General features: G+C 47.4%; 14 protein-coding genes. All 14 read right to left on the reverse strand.

The window, feature by feature from the left end; translation table 11 throughout:
• Window positions 1-71: 71 nt before the first annotated feature.
• A complete protein-coding gene (locus AC58QG_RS09635; RefSeq protein ID WP_497361830.1) occupies window positions 72-2,933 on the reverse strand; it encodes an Ig-like domain-containing protein in 2,862 nt (953 codons plus the stop codon).
• A gap of 114 nt (window positions 2,934-3,047) precedes the next feature.
• A complete protein-coding gene (locus tag AC58QG_RS09640) occupies window positions 3,048-5,927 on the reverse strand; it encodes an Ig-like domain-containing protein (protein WP_497361831.1) in 2,880 nt (959 codons plus the stop codon).
• 127 nt (window positions 5,928-6,054) lie between these two features.
• On the reverse strand, window positions 6,055-7,164 hold the full coding sequence (locus AC58QG_RS09645; RefSeq protein ID WP_497361832.1) for a glycoside hydrolase family 172 protein: 1,110 nt from the start codon (window positions 7,162-7,164) through the stop codon (window positions 6,055-6,057).
• Window positions 7,165-7,370: 206 nt separating this feature from the next.
• Window positions 7,371-8,528, reverse strand: a complete 1,158-nt coding sequence (locus tag AC58QG_RS09650) for a DUF2264 domain-containing protein (protein WP_497361833.1) — start codon at window positions 8,526-8,528, stop codon at window positions 7,371-7,373.
• Window positions 8,521-9,642, reverse strand: coding sequence for a glycoside hydrolase family 88 protein (locus tag AC58QG_RS09655; protein WP_497361834.1), 1,122 nt, complete (start codon window positions 9,640-9,642; stop codon window positions 8,521-8,523). Before AC58QG_RS09655 ends, AC58QG_RS09650 begins: the two co-directional genes overlap by 8 nt.
• A gap of 454 nt (window positions 9,643-10,096) precedes the next feature.
• On the reverse strand, window positions 10,097-10,879 hold the full coding sequence (locus AC58QG_RS09660; protein WP_497361835.1) for an SDR family NAD(P)-dependent oxidoreductase: 783 nt from the start codon (window positions 10,877-10,879) through the stop codon (window positions 10,097-10,099).
• 153 nt (window positions 10,880-11,032) lie between these two features.
• Window positions 11,033-12,118 (reverse strand): Gfo/Idh/MocA family protein, encoded by a 1,086-nt coding sequence (locus tag AC58QG_RS09665; RefSeq protein WP_497361836.1) that lies wholly within the window; start codon window positions 12,116-12,118, stop codon window positions 11,033-11,035.
• A 173-nt stretch (window positions 12,119-12,291) separates the two neighbouring features.
• Window positions 12,292-12,957: a hypothetical protein gene (locus tag AC58QG_RS09670; protein WP_497361837.1), complete on the reverse strand. Its 666-nt coding sequence runs from the start codon at window positions 12,955-12,957 to the stop codon at window positions 12,292-12,294.
• 92 nt (window positions 12,958-13,049) lie between these two features.
• Window positions 13,050-14,015: a class II fructose-bisphosphatase gene (glpX, locus tag AC58QG_RS09675; protein ID WP_497361838.1), complete on the reverse strand. Its 966-nt coding sequence runs from the start codon at window positions 14,013-14,015 to the stop codon at window positions 13,050-13,052.
• A gap of 46 nt (window positions 14,016-14,061) precedes the next feature.
• On the reverse strand, window positions 14,062-14,865 hold the full coding sequence (locus AC58QG_RS09680) for a pyruvate, water dikinase regulatory protein (RefSeq protein WP_497361839.1): 804 nt from the start codon (window positions 14,863-14,865) through the stop codon (window positions 14,062-14,064).
• A 16-nt stretch (window positions 14,866-14,881) separates the two neighbouring features.
• A complete protein-coding gene (locus tag AC58QG_RS09685; protein WP_497362823.1) occupies window positions 14,882-15,517 on the reverse strand; it encodes a helix-turn-helix transcriptional regulator in 636 nt (211 codons plus the stop codon).
• 409 nt (window positions 15,518-15,926) lie between these two features.
• Entirely contained in the window at window positions 15,927-16,112 is a 186-nt protein-coding gene (locus AC58QG_RS09690) for a hypothetical protein (protein WP_497361840.1), read from the reverse strand.
• An 85-nt stretch (window positions 16,113-16,197) separates the two neighbouring features.
• Window positions 16,198-16,740 (reverse strand): chromate transporter, encoded by a 543-nt coding sequence (locus AC58QG_RS09695; RefSeq protein ID WP_497361841.1) that lies wholly within the window; start codon window positions 16,738-16,740, stop codon window positions 16,198-16,200.
• A gap of 18 nt (window positions 16,741-16,758) precedes the next feature.
• A complete protein-coding gene (locus tag AC58QG_RS09700; protein WP_497361842.1) occupies window positions 16,759-17,403 on the reverse strand; it encodes a chromate transporter in 645 nt (214 codons plus the stop codon).
• Window positions 17,404-17,479: the final 76 nt, after the last annotated feature.

The following is a 17,479-nucleotide window of genomic DNA, read 5'->3' on the forward strand; positions in this document are numbered from 1 at the left end:
CACACAAATCAAGCCGTCCCGCTTTCGCAGAACGGCTTGAACTTACATCATGGGAGTATGTTCCCGATTCATTATGGCAAAAGGCCCATCCCCTGATAAGGCGATGTCGAATCCAGCCTGAAATCCTCTTTCATCGGTGCCAGAAGACTCCATGTATTAGGGTTCGTCGTAGGATTCTTACCCGTATGGGTTCCCGCTTCTATATTTTTGTACAAATTACCTGTCGGGAAGTCATACACATAATCACCATAATTAAAATAGATCGGGACAGCGTATAAATCCGAGTAGTCGTCCCATCTTTCTACTAAGCTCCAATCAAAGGTGGAAGTGAACGGCGTCACATCTTTGAATTTAATCGGAGCCAAGCTTGCTGTAGTCGTATTGCCCGTTGCGGTAATATTGCCTACTGCTCCGTTGTTTCCAGCGATGGTGTCAATGAATACCTGCCCGCCATCCCGGGTATTATTTGTGAAAACCATCGGATTGTGCGTATTGTCCGATACGTAGAACATTTTGTTCGAGTTCACATGTCCGCCAGGAATTTCATCATAGTGGAAATTGATTTGCCGTATTACATTGTTTTCAAACTTGAATTTCGTTGCATAATTGGAAGGCGTATCATGGATATAAGCAAGAATATCCCTGCTATGGGAGAAGTAATTGTCATGCATCACCACTTCATCCGTGGGATCCGGCGTCTCTCCGGGAGCCGCAGAAAATCTTAAAGTAAAGAGGGTGCTGGCTGTACCGATAAATACGTTGTTGTAGATCTCAGCGCTGCCGGTTCTTTGACCATACTGGAAGGTACCGTCCTGCCATTGCTGGAACGGATCTTTCCAATCTAGTGCGTTCATGACGACAACGTTATTATAGACCTTGACACCATCTCCCATATTAGTCAGCTGTATACCTTCCGTACCCGACCTTAAGACCCGATTATTATAGATCTCCAAATTAGTGAAGATATGCTGCTTGCTGATATCGCTGCTGGTATTACCGATGTACATCCCTTCCGACTCCGAATCGTGGATGTACATATCATGGATTCTTACGCCATCCATGGTCGCCGTCGGAACACCGTCTGTTTTAATCAATAGGCCCGCGAATCCGGCATGGGCAACTTCCATATGCGCAATCTCGAAATTTGTGGCGTTCTTACTTACACTGATGCCATTGGAATCGTTGCGACCCACTTCAATGCCATATTTGCCTGCGGAAGTTAAGTAATTTCCATTCTGATGCCCTTGGAAATTGACATGACCTGTTTTGAGCACACTGTCATATTTTCCAGTTAAAATCCAATGTTTACCACCTTCGATGGACAAGGTATACGAATAGGTGCCGCTGACTTTTACCTGTCCGCCATAGTTTGTAATAATCAGAGGATTGCTGGCCGTCCTTTGCGGTAAATTCCCCAGTTTAATGTATTGATAATTCCCGGCTGGGATGTAAAGCCGTTCAAGTGTCTGCCAGTTAACATTCGGGAAAGAAGCTTGCAAATCAATGTAGTAGATAGAGGTAGCCCCTTGAACAGGCAAAATGAATTGACTGTATTGTGAAATAGCAATCTCGAGAGATCCGAATACACCTGACCCATCCTGTGCGGTTGCCTTTACCGTTACATTCCCGTCCGATACCGCTGTGAGTAAGCCGCTCGCATTAATGGCAGCGTTTCCAGTTCCATTCACAACTGACCAGGTAACATTTTTATTTGTAGCGTTAAAAGGCTGAACAGCAGCTGACATCTGCAGCGTACTGCCCGTTAATATACTGGTTGCTCCACTTGCTCCCGTTACACTTATTCCACTAACAGGATGATTTAGCGAGTCCTGAATCCCGTTTCCATTCTCGTCGATCCACCCGACGATTGCGTATTCATTGGCCCTATTGGTCATCGTAAGAGGACTGCGGGCTAACAAGTATCTGGCTTTTGGTACCACAGGGTTGCTGCTGACATCCTTATCCTTTATCCATGGCGTGGTTGATCCTGTCGAAAGGTTTTGCGCACTGTTGAAGTTGATCCGAGTTTCCGCGAAACCATTGTCATTTGTAGTGTCAATGTCATCATCCCACCATAGTGATGCATAGGGGGTCTGGTTTCCTGTGCTAGATGCTCTATATTTCGTCCATGTTGAAGTTATTCTTGCCTTGCTCCAGTCCGCTCCAAAGTCAATATAGCCAACCCTATCGGTATAAGACGGTGCATCATCGGCTGTTACGCCTCCCGTAGGATCCCCGGTTAATGGATCGATACTCGGCTGGCCATCAAATGCGTTGTCCATTGGGAAAAACAAGCTTCCACTCGCCTGCCCAGCCAAAGGAGGAGTAATGACTTTGATCGACTCTTCAAAAAGATATCCAACTATGGCATATTCACTCGCTCTGTTTGTCATGTTGATCGGAGAGCGTAGCATCATATACCGTCCCAATGGCTGAACTGGGCTGCTGCTGACATCATTGTCCCGAATCCAAGGTGTTGTAGTGCCTGTATTGGGAAGATCCTGTGCACTGTTGAAGTTAAAGCGAGTTTCGGTTAGCCCACTGTCATTCGTCACGTCGATATCATTGTCCCACCATATTTCGGTATAAGGGGTCATATCGCCAATACTTGATGCTCTGTATTTGGTCCAAGTTGAAGTGATTCTTACATTCGCCCAATTCGGGCCGAGATCCACATAACCAACCCGGCTTGTGGAGTAGGCAGGCGCATTGTTCGTTCCCGGACCGCCTACCGGCACTCCGGCAACATCAAGTGCAGCATCCGGACTGTCAAAAGCATTCTCTATCGGAAAAAATGTACTTCCCGTCGCCGCACCGGCAGCAGAAGGTTTTATAATCTGCAGCTCTCCGCTTGCCATTGCAGCGCTTCCAACAAGCACAAAAGCAAGCAACATCATGATGCCGATCAACGTACTAGTGAATATTCTTTTCATCCACTACTTACCTCCTCATAGAAATTTATACATAACCGCATTAGCGGACTATGCCAAACGTTTCGAGTCTGGTTTTCATGCAGGTGAGGAGCTAAGATGTGTATACGTGACGGTTCAGTTGCCTATTGTATTCCCAAGAAACGCCAAATCCGCAAGAATGACGTCTGCGAACGCTTCGTCGATATGTTTGCCTTTTTGCGCACTTACGGCATTATGCATGGATTTGATGCTGTTTTCGAATTTCTTGGCATTGCCTTGATCGCGCTGAATATTTTTCACGTGAGACATCAAGCTGTTGCGGATACCGTTATTGCTAATCCATTCGTTAGCACTTCCGTACTCCACAAGTTCATCCAAATGATTGGCATCCATTCGAATGACAAGCTCGAATTCCGCCACAGTTTGGTTTCCGGCTCGATCTACAGCCGTAACGACGATCGGATACGTTCCGACACCCATCTCATAAGCATTTAAAGCGATAGTGGTTCCCGCAGGCTCCCCATTGAACGTTACTTCAAGCGAGTGCAAACCGCTACCTCCGTTATCGTTAGCCGTAATGTCCACCACAACCGGTTCATTCTGCAGAAACGACAGTTGCTCCGATGATTCGATGAATGGAGGCGTGGTATCAGAAGTCCCCGTTCCTCCGTCTAACAGACCTATGCCCTGATACGGAGATGCTGGGTCGAGTCTAAAGTCTTCCTTCATCGGTGTCAAGAGCCTCCAGGTAGAAGGATTCGTCGTTGGGTTTTTGCCCGTGTGGGTTCCCGGCTCAATACATTCGTACAATTCACCGGTTGGGAAATAATACACATAATCACCATAATTGAAATAGATCGGTTCTTTATACAAATCGGAATAATCGTCCCATCTCTCCACCTTGCTCCAGTCAAAATCGGCAGGGAACGTCACATCTCTGAATAAGATAGTCGCTGCATCGGATAATGTGCTGTTGGCTGTTGCAGATATATTGCTTGTCGTTCCGTTGTTTCCTCCGATTGCATCAATGAATACTTGCCCGCCATCACGGGTATTGTTATGGAAGATCATCGAATTGTTTGTATTGTCTTGAACATAGAGCAGTTTGTTCGCATTTACTTGTTCGCCAGGTAATTCATCGTACTGGTAATTGAATTGCTGGACGATATTGTTCTCGAACCGGAATTTCGACGCATAGTTGGAAGACGTATTATGGACATAGGCAAGAATATCCCGTCCATGGGAGAAGTAATTGTTGCGGAACACAACTTCATCCGTCGGATCAAGTAGCTCCCCAGGTGCTGCCGATAATCTTAGCGTGAAAAGGTTGCTGGCGCCGCCGATAAACACATTGTCAGAGATTTCTGCGCTTCCAATGCGTTGACTATACTGAAAGACACCGTCCTGCCAGAGCTGGAATGGATCTTTCCAATCGAGAGAGCTCATCACGACCACATTGTTATGAACTTTGATGCCATCCCCCATATTAGACAACTGGATGCCTTCCGTTCCTGACCGCAGGACCCTATTGTTATAGATCTCCAGATTGGTGAAAATATGCTGCTTGCTGAGATCGCTGCTGGTATTGCCAATATACATCCCTTCCGACTCCGAATCATGGACGTACATATCATGGATTTTGACACCGTCCATGGTGGCTGTCGGTACACCGTCTGTCTTAATTAACAGCCCTGCAAAACCGGCATGAGCAACCTCCATGTACGAAAGCTCAAAGTTTGTAGCTCCGTTGCCTATGCCAATCCCATTGGACGTGTTGCGGCCGACTTCTATGCCGTATTTGCCAGCGGAGTTGGCATAATTGCCGTCCTTATGCCCCTGGTAGTGGACATCTCCAGTTTTTAATTCATCGTTATATTCCCCAGTCAAAATCCAGTGTGCACCGCCTTCGATGGACAAGGTATAGGTGTGGGTGCCGCTAACCGCTACTTTACCGCCATAGTTGGTAATAATCAGTGGATTATCGGCGCTGCGTTTGGGAAGGTTACCCAATTTGATATATTGATAGTTCCCCGCAGGAATGTACAGACGTTCAAGAGTTTGCCAATTCACATTTTTGAAAGTGGCCTGCAAGTCCTTGTAATAAATGTTGCTGTTTCCTTGATCGGGCAAGATCAGCTGGCTGTACTTGGAAATAACGATCTCTTTCGTTCCTGTCACGCCTGATCCATCTAACGCCATTGCCTTGACCGTCACCGTACCTTCTGATCCTGCAGTAAGAAGTCCGCTCGCATCAATCATTGCACTTCCGGTTCCATTCTGGACGGACCATACATAGGATTTGTCGGTTGCGGTATAAGGCTGCACGACAGCCGACATTTGCAGTACAGTGTTCGTCAACATGCTGGTTGCCCCGCCTGCTCCCGATACGGTTATTCCGGATACAGCGCGGAACGGCGCCTCCTGAACTCCGTTGCCGTTGGCATCGATCCAACCAATCATCGCGTATTCACTGGCCCTATTGGTCATCGTGGCAGGTCCACGGAGTAGTAAATAACGAGCCTTTGGCGTAACCGGGTTGCCGCCGACATCGCTGTCCATAATCCATGGTGTTGTGGAACCCGTTGAAAGGCCTTTTGCACTATTGAAGTTGAGACGGTTTTCCGTGTAAACGCTGTCAATCACCGTGTTGATATCATTGTCCCACCAGAGTTCCGCGTAGGGGGACTGATCGCCAGAGCTGGACGCTCTGTATTTGGTCCATGTCGACGAGATCCTAACCTTGCTCCAATCCGCTCCGAAGTCCATGTAACCGACCCTGCCTCCGCTATAAGCGGGGGCATCCGCAGCTCCTACACCCCCAACAGGAAGGCCGGAATTCTCATCCAGGTCCGGCTGGCCGTCAAAGGCCCTTTCCAGCGGGAAAAATTGGCTTCCTGCCGCTGCACCTGCCAAAACAGGCCGAACGATTTGCATCCCTTCCGTCCCCGCAAGGCTTTGAAGCGGTTCGTTTTCCATGGCATGGATACCCGTGGGAACTATCGTTAGGGTCAACATTATGCACATCCATAAACTGCTAAGTCTCCTCATACTTACCTCCTCATCGTGATACTAGTTATACATAACCGCATTAGCGTGTCATGCCATACAGACCAGGGAGATTATTAATACGAGTTGGCCTTACTCACTCCAGCTCATTCCCCCAAAGCTTGCCAGAACCTTTGGACTTTCTCCATGCATCCCGCCAACGGTGAACGTCGCTCGCCGTAATTACCGGCATGTTTTGACGCAGTGATCTCTGCGGAATCGCTGGAAATGCCTTGTGCGGCTCACTTTGGTACCAATAGGCCACACTGGCGATATCTAATGTCAGTACGTTGGCATGCCCATGCTCAATACTAGATCGGAGCGATTTGCGAAAATGAATGGCATCCTCCAACAAGAAGCGGTAACAATGAGTACGTCCCATAAATCCGAGCTTATCCGGTATTCGGGCGTAACCGAAGTAAGGATGGGCATACAACTCGTTCGGGCACCAAGAGGAATTGAAGAAATCCTCCGTGCCGGTGCCATGCAGCGATCCCGGCCAAGGTTCACCATCCACCATAAACATGTCGTCGCCCTCTCCGTACCACATAGGACCTGGACTATCGACATAGTAATTAACACCGACAAAATGTCCCCGTCCTTCAATTTCAGCAAACAAATAATTGCCTTCATCCGTTTGATTTTTCGGCGGTTCCCCCATAAGTCCCCACTCGTTCTCTTGCTCACAGGACGGTTCGGTTATTTCCCGATTCCACCAAGCGTGGAAGCGTCCTGCATCATCTGGAATGGAAGCGTGCTCCTCATAATCGATGTAAAAATAAAAAGAGGGAACCTCAAACTCCGAGTCGTTCTCAAGTGTAATTTTCGCGCCTTGTGCGAACGGCATGGGGAAGTAGCAATTCAGACCTTTTCCGCCTCTTGGAGCCGCAGCCATCGGAAGGGAGACAAATGGATAATTCTCGCCCCAACCCTGTCCGAAGAAATCTCCGATCGGGCTTTGTACGCTTGGCTCCGATTCGCCGTCCCAGTACATGCGCAAAATCAGGTTGCGATTGTACATGGGATCCTTCGCATTGATAGTGATCCAAATATGTTTGATGATCCCCGTATTTGGAAGATCGGCGAGCACCGCCGTCTCCCCAGGCTTAATCTTAATATAATCGTCATTTCCTCCCGTTCGGTCATAGCTTGAAACCCGAAGCGTTTTGCAGTCTTGAAATCGATACAATCCATCCAATAAGCCCATTAAGATCTCTCCTTGGTTTACAGGTCGTAGGGAAGATGACCCCCAGTTTCATAATTCTTATTGTATGGGTCGCCTGTACATCAAACAATGAGGCAATCTCCCGATTTGCATAGACATAGAACGGTTCTTCAATCAATCATTGAGAAAAAGCACGTACCCATCCCATCGGGACGTGTACGTGCTTCGAAATGAAGTAATCTCCACTACTAATATAATGCTTTATCTATGGCAACCTTCTGACCTGACCATACCTGTTGGGAGGTCCACAGCGCTTCCGCACCTTGCCAGAACTCATCATCCGCCGCCAACCCAAGTGGTAGAAAGACTGCAGAGCATAAGTATAAGCTTCCAGTTGAAATGTAAGGCTCGCCTAGCTCTGGCTGATGACCGCAAAGTCCAATCCGCAACCAGCCGTTTTCATCGAAGGTGCCTGGTGCTTCAATTAATCTACGAATGACAGCCGTCAAGGCGCCACGTACTTGAGCTGGTGAAACCTCTACAGGAAGCTCCCGACGCAGTGCCGTCTGAGCAAGCGCTTGAAATGCGCCGAAACGGTAGGCTAACGAGCGGCCAATCGCTGGGAACGTACCTTCCGGTGAAATCATGCGCTCCTGAACGGCCGCATAACGCTGTGCTCGCTTCAGGATGTTCTCACGCATTTTGGCCCAGTCCGCATAATACCCATGCACATGCTCAATGATATCCACCATCATCGGCTGAATGACGAAGCTGTTGTAATAATCCGCATGATAGTCAACACCATCACCATACATGCCGTCTCCTAGATACCACTGTTCATGCTGCTTCAGAGCAAAGTCAACACGCATATGATCCCAGTCCTCGCCCATTACACCAAGTGCGGTTTCTGTCATTGCTGCGAAGAGCAGCCAGTTATTGAAGCCTGGCTTACGCGTCCGTGAGGTTTTCATCGCCGCTGCGAGATTCACCTTAACATGAGCATCCAAGCTGTGCCATAGCGTATTCGGTGCACGCAATATCGCATGCGCCAGAAACGCAGTATCCACGATGGGCTGCATGCCATTCGCGAAGTTCAAGAAATCCGGAGACTCCGGATCCGTAGCCGCATCCATGGCTTCTCGTGCCAGCTTGCCATACGCCAGACGATGTTGTTCTTCATCGGCATCTGACGCTGGTGTCTCTAACCAAGGCGCCATCCCGACGAGCGTCCGACCGAATGCTTCGAGATGCGTGAACGCGCGTTGCTCTTCTTTTTTACATTCCACTGGCATGGTGGCACGAAGTTGTTTAGCTGCAAGCGCCCGAAGGACAGGCTCAGCGATGCGGAGCATCGTCTGAACCCAATATGCGCGATCTGTGGCCACGGCTGTGTGTGAATTACTCATACCAATACCCCTTAAATCCTTTTTCTAGACGAAGCAGAGCCTCTAAATAGTAGTAGTCTCCCCAGATCACATAATCATCCGGTGCTGCGCCGCCGCGAACACTGTAAGATCCGCGCTCAAGGAATCCTTGTGCATCCGGTTTACCGATTGTAGCATAAGATTTCACTAGTCCTGCCATTGAACGTTGCACGCCATTTTCCAAATAAGCCCGATCTGGATCATCAGCTGCTAAGTGCTCCAAGATCTCCAAAGCACCCGCAGAAGCAATCGCGGAAGCAGAACTATCCCGCTTCGTTTCAGCATTTACTGGCGCATTGAAATCCCAATACACAACGTCATCTTCAGGCAAGCGCTCGAAGAAATAACGCGCTAAGCGTTTGGCTGTCTCTAAGTATAGCGGGTTTTTCGTATAGTGATACGAAAGCGCAAAGCCGTAAATCCCCCACGCTTGTCCTCTCGTCCACGTTGATCCATCTTGATAACCTTGATGAGTTCCGCCACGCAGCGGTTCACCCGTTTCTTGATCGAAATAGAACGTGTGATACGATGAATCATCACCGCGTACCAAGTAGCGGCGTGACAAATCCGCATGAATGACAGCTACATCTTTATATTTCGTATCTCCTGTTTGTTCATATGCCCAGTACAGTAATGGCAAGTTCAACAAACAATCGATAATGATTCGTCCGCCGTTGTGCGCATCACCCTCAGGACCCCAAGCTTGAATATATTGGCCTTTCGGTCTCCAACGCTTCATAAGTACATCAGCAGCTTGCAAAGTAAGTTGCTTCGCGTTCTCATCCTTCTCAAGAATCCATTGCGCCTTCGAAGATAAGGAATAAAGGAAGCCAATATCATGATGATCTAGTCCAACATGATTCTCAAGTCTTTCTTTAAAGCTCGCAACCGTTCGCTGTGCGGCTTCTTGGAACACTTTGTCCCCACTGTACTGATAGCTAAGCCACAAGATGCCTGACCAGAAGCCATCGGTCCAATCGGTATTCGGATTCAAATGATAAATATCGTTCTCACTGACATGAGGGAACTGATCCCCGAAACGCTCAATATTCACTTTCGTTTTCTGCAAAGCATCTTCAATAGCTTGTTTCCACATGTTAGAATCACTCCGTATCACTTGTTATAGGTTGCTCAATACCTGCTCCAGTTGCACGAGCGAGTTAAACGTTTAACACTCACTTTCAGCTTAAATTGAAACGTTTAACCTGTCAAGAGAAAATATCGAGATTGGTCGTCCAACTCCTATAAATTTTAAGCTTCAAAAATTAGGCTTTGCCCACCAAAAAAAAATAGAACCATCGTTACATTTGTTACGTAATACTATTCATGCATGACATTCTTTCAGGGTTAGGGAGGTTTCTTGCTTATGACAATGACATTTGCTTTTCATCCAAACACTTCAATCCGGGACGCTATCTCTGAGATAGTCTGGTATCTAAGAAAGAAGCGTAGAGCGTAAATCAAGCCCATGCCCTAAGAAACATAGAAGAAGAACAAAGCCTATGGCTTTCCGTTACTGGAGAGACATAGGCTTTGTTGTCTTTTATCAGCTATAGTGCTGCGCTTTTTCCACCATCAATATTCACGGACGTCCCCGTCACATAAGAAGCAGCATCTGATGCTAAAAAGGTGATCACATTGGCCGCTTCCTCTGCATTACCAATACGCCCTAGTGGAATATCGTGTCGCGGATCGCTAGCGAATTCCTCCCAAGTCAGGTCCGGTGCAAGTCTTTTCCATGCCTTCTCGATTTGGTCACTGCGAATTGTTCCAATACACACGGTGTTGACACGAATCTGTGCTGAACCCAGATCCTTGCTCATCGCATTGGTTAAAGCTAATCCAGCAGCTCTGCTAACGGAAGTTGGAAGCGATGAAGCGGGAGGTGTCTTGGCTGCGGACGTCGTAATATTCACGATGGAACCGCCGCCAGCTTCTTTCATATGCGGAATCGCAAATTGCGAGCAATGAATCGCTCCGAATAGTTTCAATTCCAGATCCTGGCGCCACACATCCGAGCTAACCTGCTCAAATGGTGCTGCAGCAGCTGTACCGGCATTGTTCACAAGAATATGTAAACCACCGAAACGTTGTACCGTCTCTTCAATTGCGCGCTGACAATCGGCTTCCGACGTCACATCCGCCTGAATCGTGAGCACTTCACCCTCGGTTAAGTTGGCAATTTGGATAGCGGCTTCCTGAAGCTGCTCTTTATTGCGAGCAAGTATAGCTACCTTCGCCCCCTCACGAGATAGCGAAATAGCCGTTGCAAGACCTATCCCTTTGCTGCCTCCTGTGATTAAAGCGACTTTATTTTGTAAGCCCAGTTGCATATCTTTCGCTTCCTTTCCCTATATAACAGAATAATTCCAATATAGGAATAAGCATACGCCATCTCAACGCTGTTTTTCAAATCTAATTTGAAATTCCAACAAAGACAAAAAACCATCAGGATCAATCATCCTAATGGTTTTCCGTCTAGATTTCTATTGGTTTAAGTAAACAGCCTTGCCCGTGCGAGCAGACTCATAAATGGCTTCAAGAATTTGCGATACCACATACGCTTGTTCTGGCGTCACGACAGGTTCAATGTCTTGATCAATGGCATTGATCCATGAACGCATTTCCACATCTGCCGCACTTTCGCTAGCCCCGTCGTAGAAAGCAACACCACCTGTTTTCAACTCCACTTCTGTTGTGAACAGACGGCTATGCTTCTCACCATTGATGCGAAGTCCGCCTTTCATGTCCGCTCCACCCTCTGTACCGCTTAACGAACACTTCGCTTCGTCTACTTCAAGGGTATTTAACGCCCAGCTGGATTCAAGGATAATTGTCGCGCCATCCTCCATCACGATCATCCCGAAAGCGGAATCCTCTACGGTAAACTTGCTTGGATCCCATGGGCCCCATGCGTTGGCTGCGTTTTCTTTTTGGGACAATTCATGATAGGACGTACCTAATACAACCTTCGGCTTATAGTTGTCCATCATCCAAAGTGTCAAATCTAACGCATGCGTACCAATATCGATTAATGGTCCTCCACCTTGCTTCTCTTCATCAAGGAAAACACCCCATGTAGGTACAGCACGACGACGAATCGCATGCGCTTTAGCAAAATAGATGTTCCCCAACTCACCGTCTGCACATACTTTTTTCAAATGCTGGCTATCCGCGCGGAAACGGTTGTTATATCCAATAGTCAGCTTTTTGCCTGTACGTTTCGCAGTTTCAACCATGCGTTTCGCGTCTTCGGCTGTCTTCGCCATCGGCTTCTCACACATAACATGCTTGCCTGCCTCAAGTGCAGCAATCGAAATTTCTGCGTGCGAAATATTCGGTGTTAACACATGTACAATGTCAATAGTAGCATCTTGTAATACTTCTTTATAATCTTCGCAAACAATTGCGCCTTCAATGCCATATTTCTCTGCTGCTGTTGCTGCGCGCTCTTGAACAATATCACAAAATGCAACTAATTCAACATTAGCTAGCTTCTTCAAACTAGGTAAATGCTTGCCATTCGCAATTCCACCGCAACCAATAATTCCAATTCGATACTTACGTGACATGTGAAGACCTCCAGTAGGTTTTTTCCTTGCATGCAACTATATGATATCTAGACAACTTTCTTTAATGTAGCACACGAAAACGCTTATTTTTAGTCTAATTTTCGGACAAGCCTACTCAGAAAAGACGACAAAAAAACCAGGAGAATATTTCTCCTGGCACCAACTTCACATATTCAGCTTCCGCCTGCTCGCTTCTTGGCATCCTCCAAGCAGCTCCTATAAAGCTGATCTTCCGGTTGCTGCCGCGTTAAATCCTCGTAGTAGCGAGCAACCTTTTGAAAATAGTACGCATGCACATCACTAGTCGGTACCAACCGGTGAGGTTCCCAACGATAGGTTTCTACGCGATACGCTTTGCCTTGTTCCTGCGTCCATAGCGCAATTTCACATAATCCATCCGGGCCGTTTCGTGTTGGCATATCTTCAATTTCCAAATGCGAATATGTCGTGCCAGGAGGAATGACACGTTGAAATCCGGATTGCGTCCATTGAATAATGTCCAAATCTGCAATTTGCTCACTTGTACGCTCCCAGCCAATAATGACGTCCCAGCCCTCTTGGCGTGAAACAGGAGCTGCTGCAAAATCCTTGACTGCCTGCTCCCTGCCAGTAGATGCCGACCCGATCGGGAACCAATTGCCAGAGTACTCTTTCAAGGAGAACAAATATTGACTATCTAGATATCTATACAGGGCTGTGATTTCTGGAAATCCATCACCATCCACATCGGCATAAAGAATCGCCGCGGGATTTCCCTCCTGCTGCAGTACGACAATCTCGGCCTCCTCAGGTATACAGCTGCGGACGACGGAAAGAAAATCAATTGAAGACAAGCTCATCGTTATCCCTCTTTTCGCATCTTCTCAAAACAAGTATATGCGGAGGGGAACTTGGCACATGAATAGCATTCTAAATTCGAAGTGCCTAGAAATTAGGCGCTTCCGCGTTGCTCGTTATGCATCTGATGAACACATTGGATAAACCGTACGGTCTGTGTTTGAGCTCTCATGACAACTGAATGGGTATGCGCACGTCCACCCCAGCCGTATTTGACACCGTTTAAGAAATCGCCGGATGTGACCCCTGTTGCTGCGAAAATGATATCGGAATCTCCCACAAGATCACGCATACCTAATACTTTCGATGGATCGGAAATTCCCATTTCTAGACAACGAAGGCGTTCCTCCTCATTCTCTGGCAGCAGACGGCCCTGCAACTCGCCTCCCATGCACCGCAAGGCAGCAGCGGCAAGTACCCCCTCAGGAGCACCACCTGAACCTACATGCAAGTCTATGCCAGTTTCTGGGAAAGCGACAGCCATTGCACCTGCCACATCACCATCGCTGAGCAAATAAATTTTGACCCCGAGCTTGCGCAGGATCATAATGTGTTCGGCATGCCGATTGCGATCCAGAATGGAGACGGTAAGCTCGCTGAGCTCCTTTTGCAGCAAGCTCGCGGCTTTCTGTATGGTCACCTCTAGCGGATCATCCAGACTCAGCTTGCCAGCCAAACGCGGCCCTACAGCCAGCTTCGCCATATACATATCCGGGGCATGGAGGAGATTGCCTTTCTCAGCAATTGCGACAACCGACAGTGCATTATTCCGACCGCTTGCAACAATATCTGTTCCCTCTAAGGGATCAACTGCGACATCATATTCAGGCCCTGTTCCACTGCCTACCTCTTCACCGATATAAAGCATCGGAGCCTCGTCCATTTCCCCTTCCCCGATGACAACTGTCCCACGAAAAGGAACGGCACGAAAGTATTCACGCATCGCAGCGGTCGCAGCTCCATCCGCATCGATTTTATTCCCTTTACCCGTCCAGCTAGCCGATGCAATGGCTGCGGCCTCCGTTACCCGTACGATTTCCAACGACAAGTCTCTATGCATGAGCGATCCATCCTCTCGAATTTGGTTTTATTCGTAATATGATGCGCTATGATCTTTCCGCCAAGATTAAGCCTGCTGTTTCTTCAATCGCTTTCTCACTCACATCAATTACCGAACAACCCAACTCACGATACAATCTCATGGCAAAAGCTAATTCTTCCTCTACGCGCTCTTTCGTCGCATATTTAGCCCCAAAAGGGAGACCTACTGCCTTCAGTCTTTCGGTACGAATGCCAATCAATTTATCAGGACTCATGGTGAGTCCAACCAACTTCTTCGGATCTAGCTCAAATAAAATGCTTGGTGGTTTAACCTCTGGTACAAGGGGATAATTGGATACCTTATAGCCTTTATGTGCCAAATAGATGCTAAGTGGTGTTTTCGATGTTCGTGACGGTCCGAGCAGTATAATATGCGCTTGCTTCATCGTGCTGGGATCCTTGCCATCATCACTATTGACGGTAAACTCAACCGCTTCAACCCGTTGATAATACTGTTCGTCAAGCTGATAGAGCAGCCCCACTTTGCGTTTAGGTGAATCCTTAAACGTATCAATAAAGGCTTGCATCATCGGACCCATAATATCGATCGCATTCACGTTCAATCGAATGGCTTCCTGCCGCATCATTTCTCTCAGCTCTGGCAGCACGAGTGTGTAGGCGATAAATCCTTTTAGTCGTGAAGCTTCTTCGACGATCGCTCGCACTTCATCTTCTGTTCGGATAGAACCATGCCTCTTCACACTAACCTGACTTGCATTGAACTGCCGAATCGTTGCTTGTACAACCGTATTTGCTGTTTCTCCTACCGAATCCGAACATACGAAAATGGTATGCAGCTTCTCTCCCATGTAAATTCCCCCTGATTTACGTACCCAGCGCTACATCCAGCAGCAATTTGGTCATCGTTGTTTTCGTAATTCGGCCAACCACTTCCAGCCCTTCCCGACCCTCAACTGCCTTGACGACGGGCAAGGTGTCAACCTCATGATGAATCATCTTCCGTGCGGCCTCAAGCACACTATCTTCTGGCTTTACCGTAATAATGTTTGGTTGTCTGGTCATCACTAGCGAAACAGGCATGGACGTTGCCGTTGCATGTCCTAGCGTAACTTTAAGCAAATCCTTACGCGAAACAACGCCCGCTAGGGCTCCTTCTTGATTGACAATCATCAGACTCCCTACATTTTCGAGAAAAAGTGTAACGACAGCATCGCTGACAGTGACCGTCTCCCGAAGTACGACAGGAATACCCATCACGTCCTTCACTTTCATAGACTCGATCAACTTGAATGGTGTGTGTACATCGAGTGCTGCTGTTCCGAGGAAATAACCTACTTTGGGCTTGGCATCGATATGCCGTAACATGACTAATACGGCTAAATCCGATCGAATGGTTGGGCGGCTAATGCCGAGCAGCTCCGCAATGCGTTCCCCCGCAATTGGCGCATATTTGCCGACAAGATCAATAATTTCTAACTGGCGTGCTGTAAGCTCGATGATGTTTCCCTCCTAATGCCGTGTATTCCCGTTATATAGTGTGTTCTATTTGTTATATATTGTACATTATATAACATTTATGCGAAATATAAAGTTGTTTATTGCCTATAAAAGAAATATTTATCACCTAAATAAGCGGAAAAATAGAAAAAACTCCTTGCCACCCATCTCTTAGATGTGGGTGGCAAGGAGTTGGAGTTAAAGAGGCCAGTAAGGCTTTAAATCGACTAACCTGTGTGCGACGGTGCATTGGAGTCAGCTAAGTCGACGAAATCGACTTAGCTGCGCCCAGACTCCACTTTGACGTCCTCTATGTCGATAAAATCGACTTACACGCGGCCAGACTCGGCTTTCGCATCCTCTAAGTCGATAAAATCGACTTACACTCGGCAAGACTCGGCTTTCCAGTCCTCTATGTCGATAAAATCGACTTAGCTGCGGCCAGACTCCAGCTTTCCAGTCCTCTAAGTCGATAAAATCGACTTACACGCGGCTCGTCTCCACTTTCCAGTCTTCTAAGTCGATAAAATCGACTTACACGCGGCTCGTCTCCACTTTCGCGTCCTCTAAGTCGATAAAATCGACTTACACGCGGCAAAACTCCACTTTCCAGTCTTCTAAGTCGATAAAATCGACCTAATCGCTCTGACGGCGTCCCAGGAACTGCCTAAACGGGCAGATTTTTACAATAAAAAAACGATCCCCAAAATGCCTGCGCCAATGATAACAACAAATGGATGCAGCTTATATTTGACAATTGCGATAAAAGCGCCGCCTGCAATGAGAAGCGTTGCGACCTGCTTCCATGTGACTCCCGTGTGCACCGTTCCGAAGGATGCAAGGCCAAAATGCAGCGCCGCATAAAAAATGAGGCCTGTCACAACTGGTTTTAGACCATAAAACGACGATTTAAACCAAGTATGCGAGTGCCATCGGAATAAGAAGGCTGCCACGATGATGATTAATACTAGAGAGGGCAGCACCATGCCAAGTGTTGCCACGATTGCTCCCGGGATACCCGCTGTCTCATAGCCGATTAATGTGGCACTATTCGTGGCAATCGGTCCCGGGCTAGTGCCTGCCAGCGAAATCACATGATGAAATTCGTCTACTGTCATCCATTGATGACGCTCTACCTCAAGTTGAATAACGGGAATCATGGCATAGCCGCCGCCAAAGGATATAAGTCCTATTTTGAGAAAAGTGAGAAATATATGGAGCAGCATCTACGAAGCACCTCTTTCCTATATGCCATCCGCCATATAAAATTCGGCAGTCTTGTTGTCTGTGCTTGTAGTTCCTGTTGGTGCAATATGAGAAGTAGGCTTTTTCTTGCCCCATTTTAGCTTGAAATACGTTGCGATAACTCCGACCACAACTCCGAGCGCAATCAACACAAGTGGTGATACAGGAACAAGAATCATGATAATAACGGTTCCAATCGCTGTGAGGAGGGTTAGTCGATCGAAGATTGAGGATTGTGCCATTTTGTAAGCCGCAGCTGCAATGAGACCGATAATTGCTGCATGGATGCCTTCCATGATGGCTTGCATTTTGGGGTAATGCTCAAGCCAAGCATACAGCATGCTAAGTATGAGAACGATCAGAAAGGTCGGAAGCGTAATCCCGATAACGGCCGCAATTGCTCCAGCAATTCCTGCTAGACGGTAACCGACCAAAGCAGAAACGTTGACACCAACCCCACCTGGGGCTGCACCGGAAATGGCTAAAAGCTCCGACATTTCTGAATCTGACATCCAATGTTTCGATACAACAACCTCTCGGTGAATGGCAGGAAGCATCGCATAGCCACCACCAAATGTGAGCGGACTAATGCGTAAAAATGTCCAAAATATGCGGATGAGCTTGCTTAAGATGTTCTTTTGCATGATGATCAACCTCCCCTGCACTTAATTCTATTTTGAACGAAAGTGGAGGAGAAATCCAATCAATATTCGTAATCCA

The sequence above is a fragment of the Paenibacillus sp. J22P169 genome, from assembly GCF_059691995.1.

What these genes read in the sequence shown, in the direction of transcription:
- AC58QG_RS09650 (WP_497361833.1), bottom strand. Translation starts at nt 8,528, where the DNA reads ATGAGTAATTCACACACAGCCGTGGCCACAGATCGCGCATATTGGGTT.
- AC58QG_RS09660 (WP_497361835.1), bottom strand. Translation starts at nt 10,879, where the DNA reads ATGCAACTGGGCTTACAAAATAAAGTCGCTTTAATCACAGGAGGCAGC.
- AC58QG_RS09695 (WP_497361841.1), bottom strand. Translation starts at nt 16,740, where the DNA reads ATGCTGCTCCATATATTTCTCACTTTTCTCAAAATAGGACTTATATCC.
- AC58QG_RS09680 (WP_497361839.1), bottom strand. Translation starts at nt 14,865, where the DNA reads ATGGGAGAGAAGCTGCATACCATTTTCGTATGTTCGGATTCGGTAGGA.
- AC58QG_RS09700 (WP_497361842.1), bottom strand. Translation starts at nt 17,403, where the DNA reads ATGCAAAAGAACATCTTAAGCAAGCTCATCCGCATATTTTGGACATTT.
- AC58QG_RS09645 (WP_497361832.1), bottom strand. Translation starts at nt 7,164, where the DNA reads ATGGGCTTATTGGATGGATTGTATCGATTTCAAGACTGCAAAACGCTT.
- AC58QG_RS09640 (WP_497361831.1), bottom strand. Translation starts at nt 5,927, where the DNA reads ATGTTGACCCTAACGATAGTTCCCACGGGTATCCATGCCATGGAAAAC.
- AC58QG_RS09670 (WP_497361837.1), bottom strand. Translation starts at nt 12,957, where the DNA reads ATGAGCTTGTCTTCAATTGATTTTCTTTCCGTCGTCCGCAGCTGTATA.
- glpX (WP_497361838.1), bottom strand. Translation starts at nt 14,015, where the DNA reads ATGCATAGAGACTTGTCGTTGGAAATCGTACGGGTAACGGAGGCCGCA.
- AC58QG_RS09665 (WP_497361836.1), bottom strand. Translation starts at nt 12,118, where the DNA reads ATGTCACGTAAGTATCGAATTGGAATTATTGGTTGCGGTGGAATTGCG.
- AC58QG_RS09655 (WP_497361834.1), bottom strand. Translation starts at nt 9,642, where the DNA reads ATGTGGAAACAAGCTATTGAAGATGCTTTGCAGAAAACGAAAGTGAAT.
- AC58QG_RS09635 (WP_497361830.1), bottom strand. Translation starts at nt 2,933, where the DNA reads ATGAAAAGAATATTCACTAGTACGTTGATCGGCATCATGATGTTGCTT.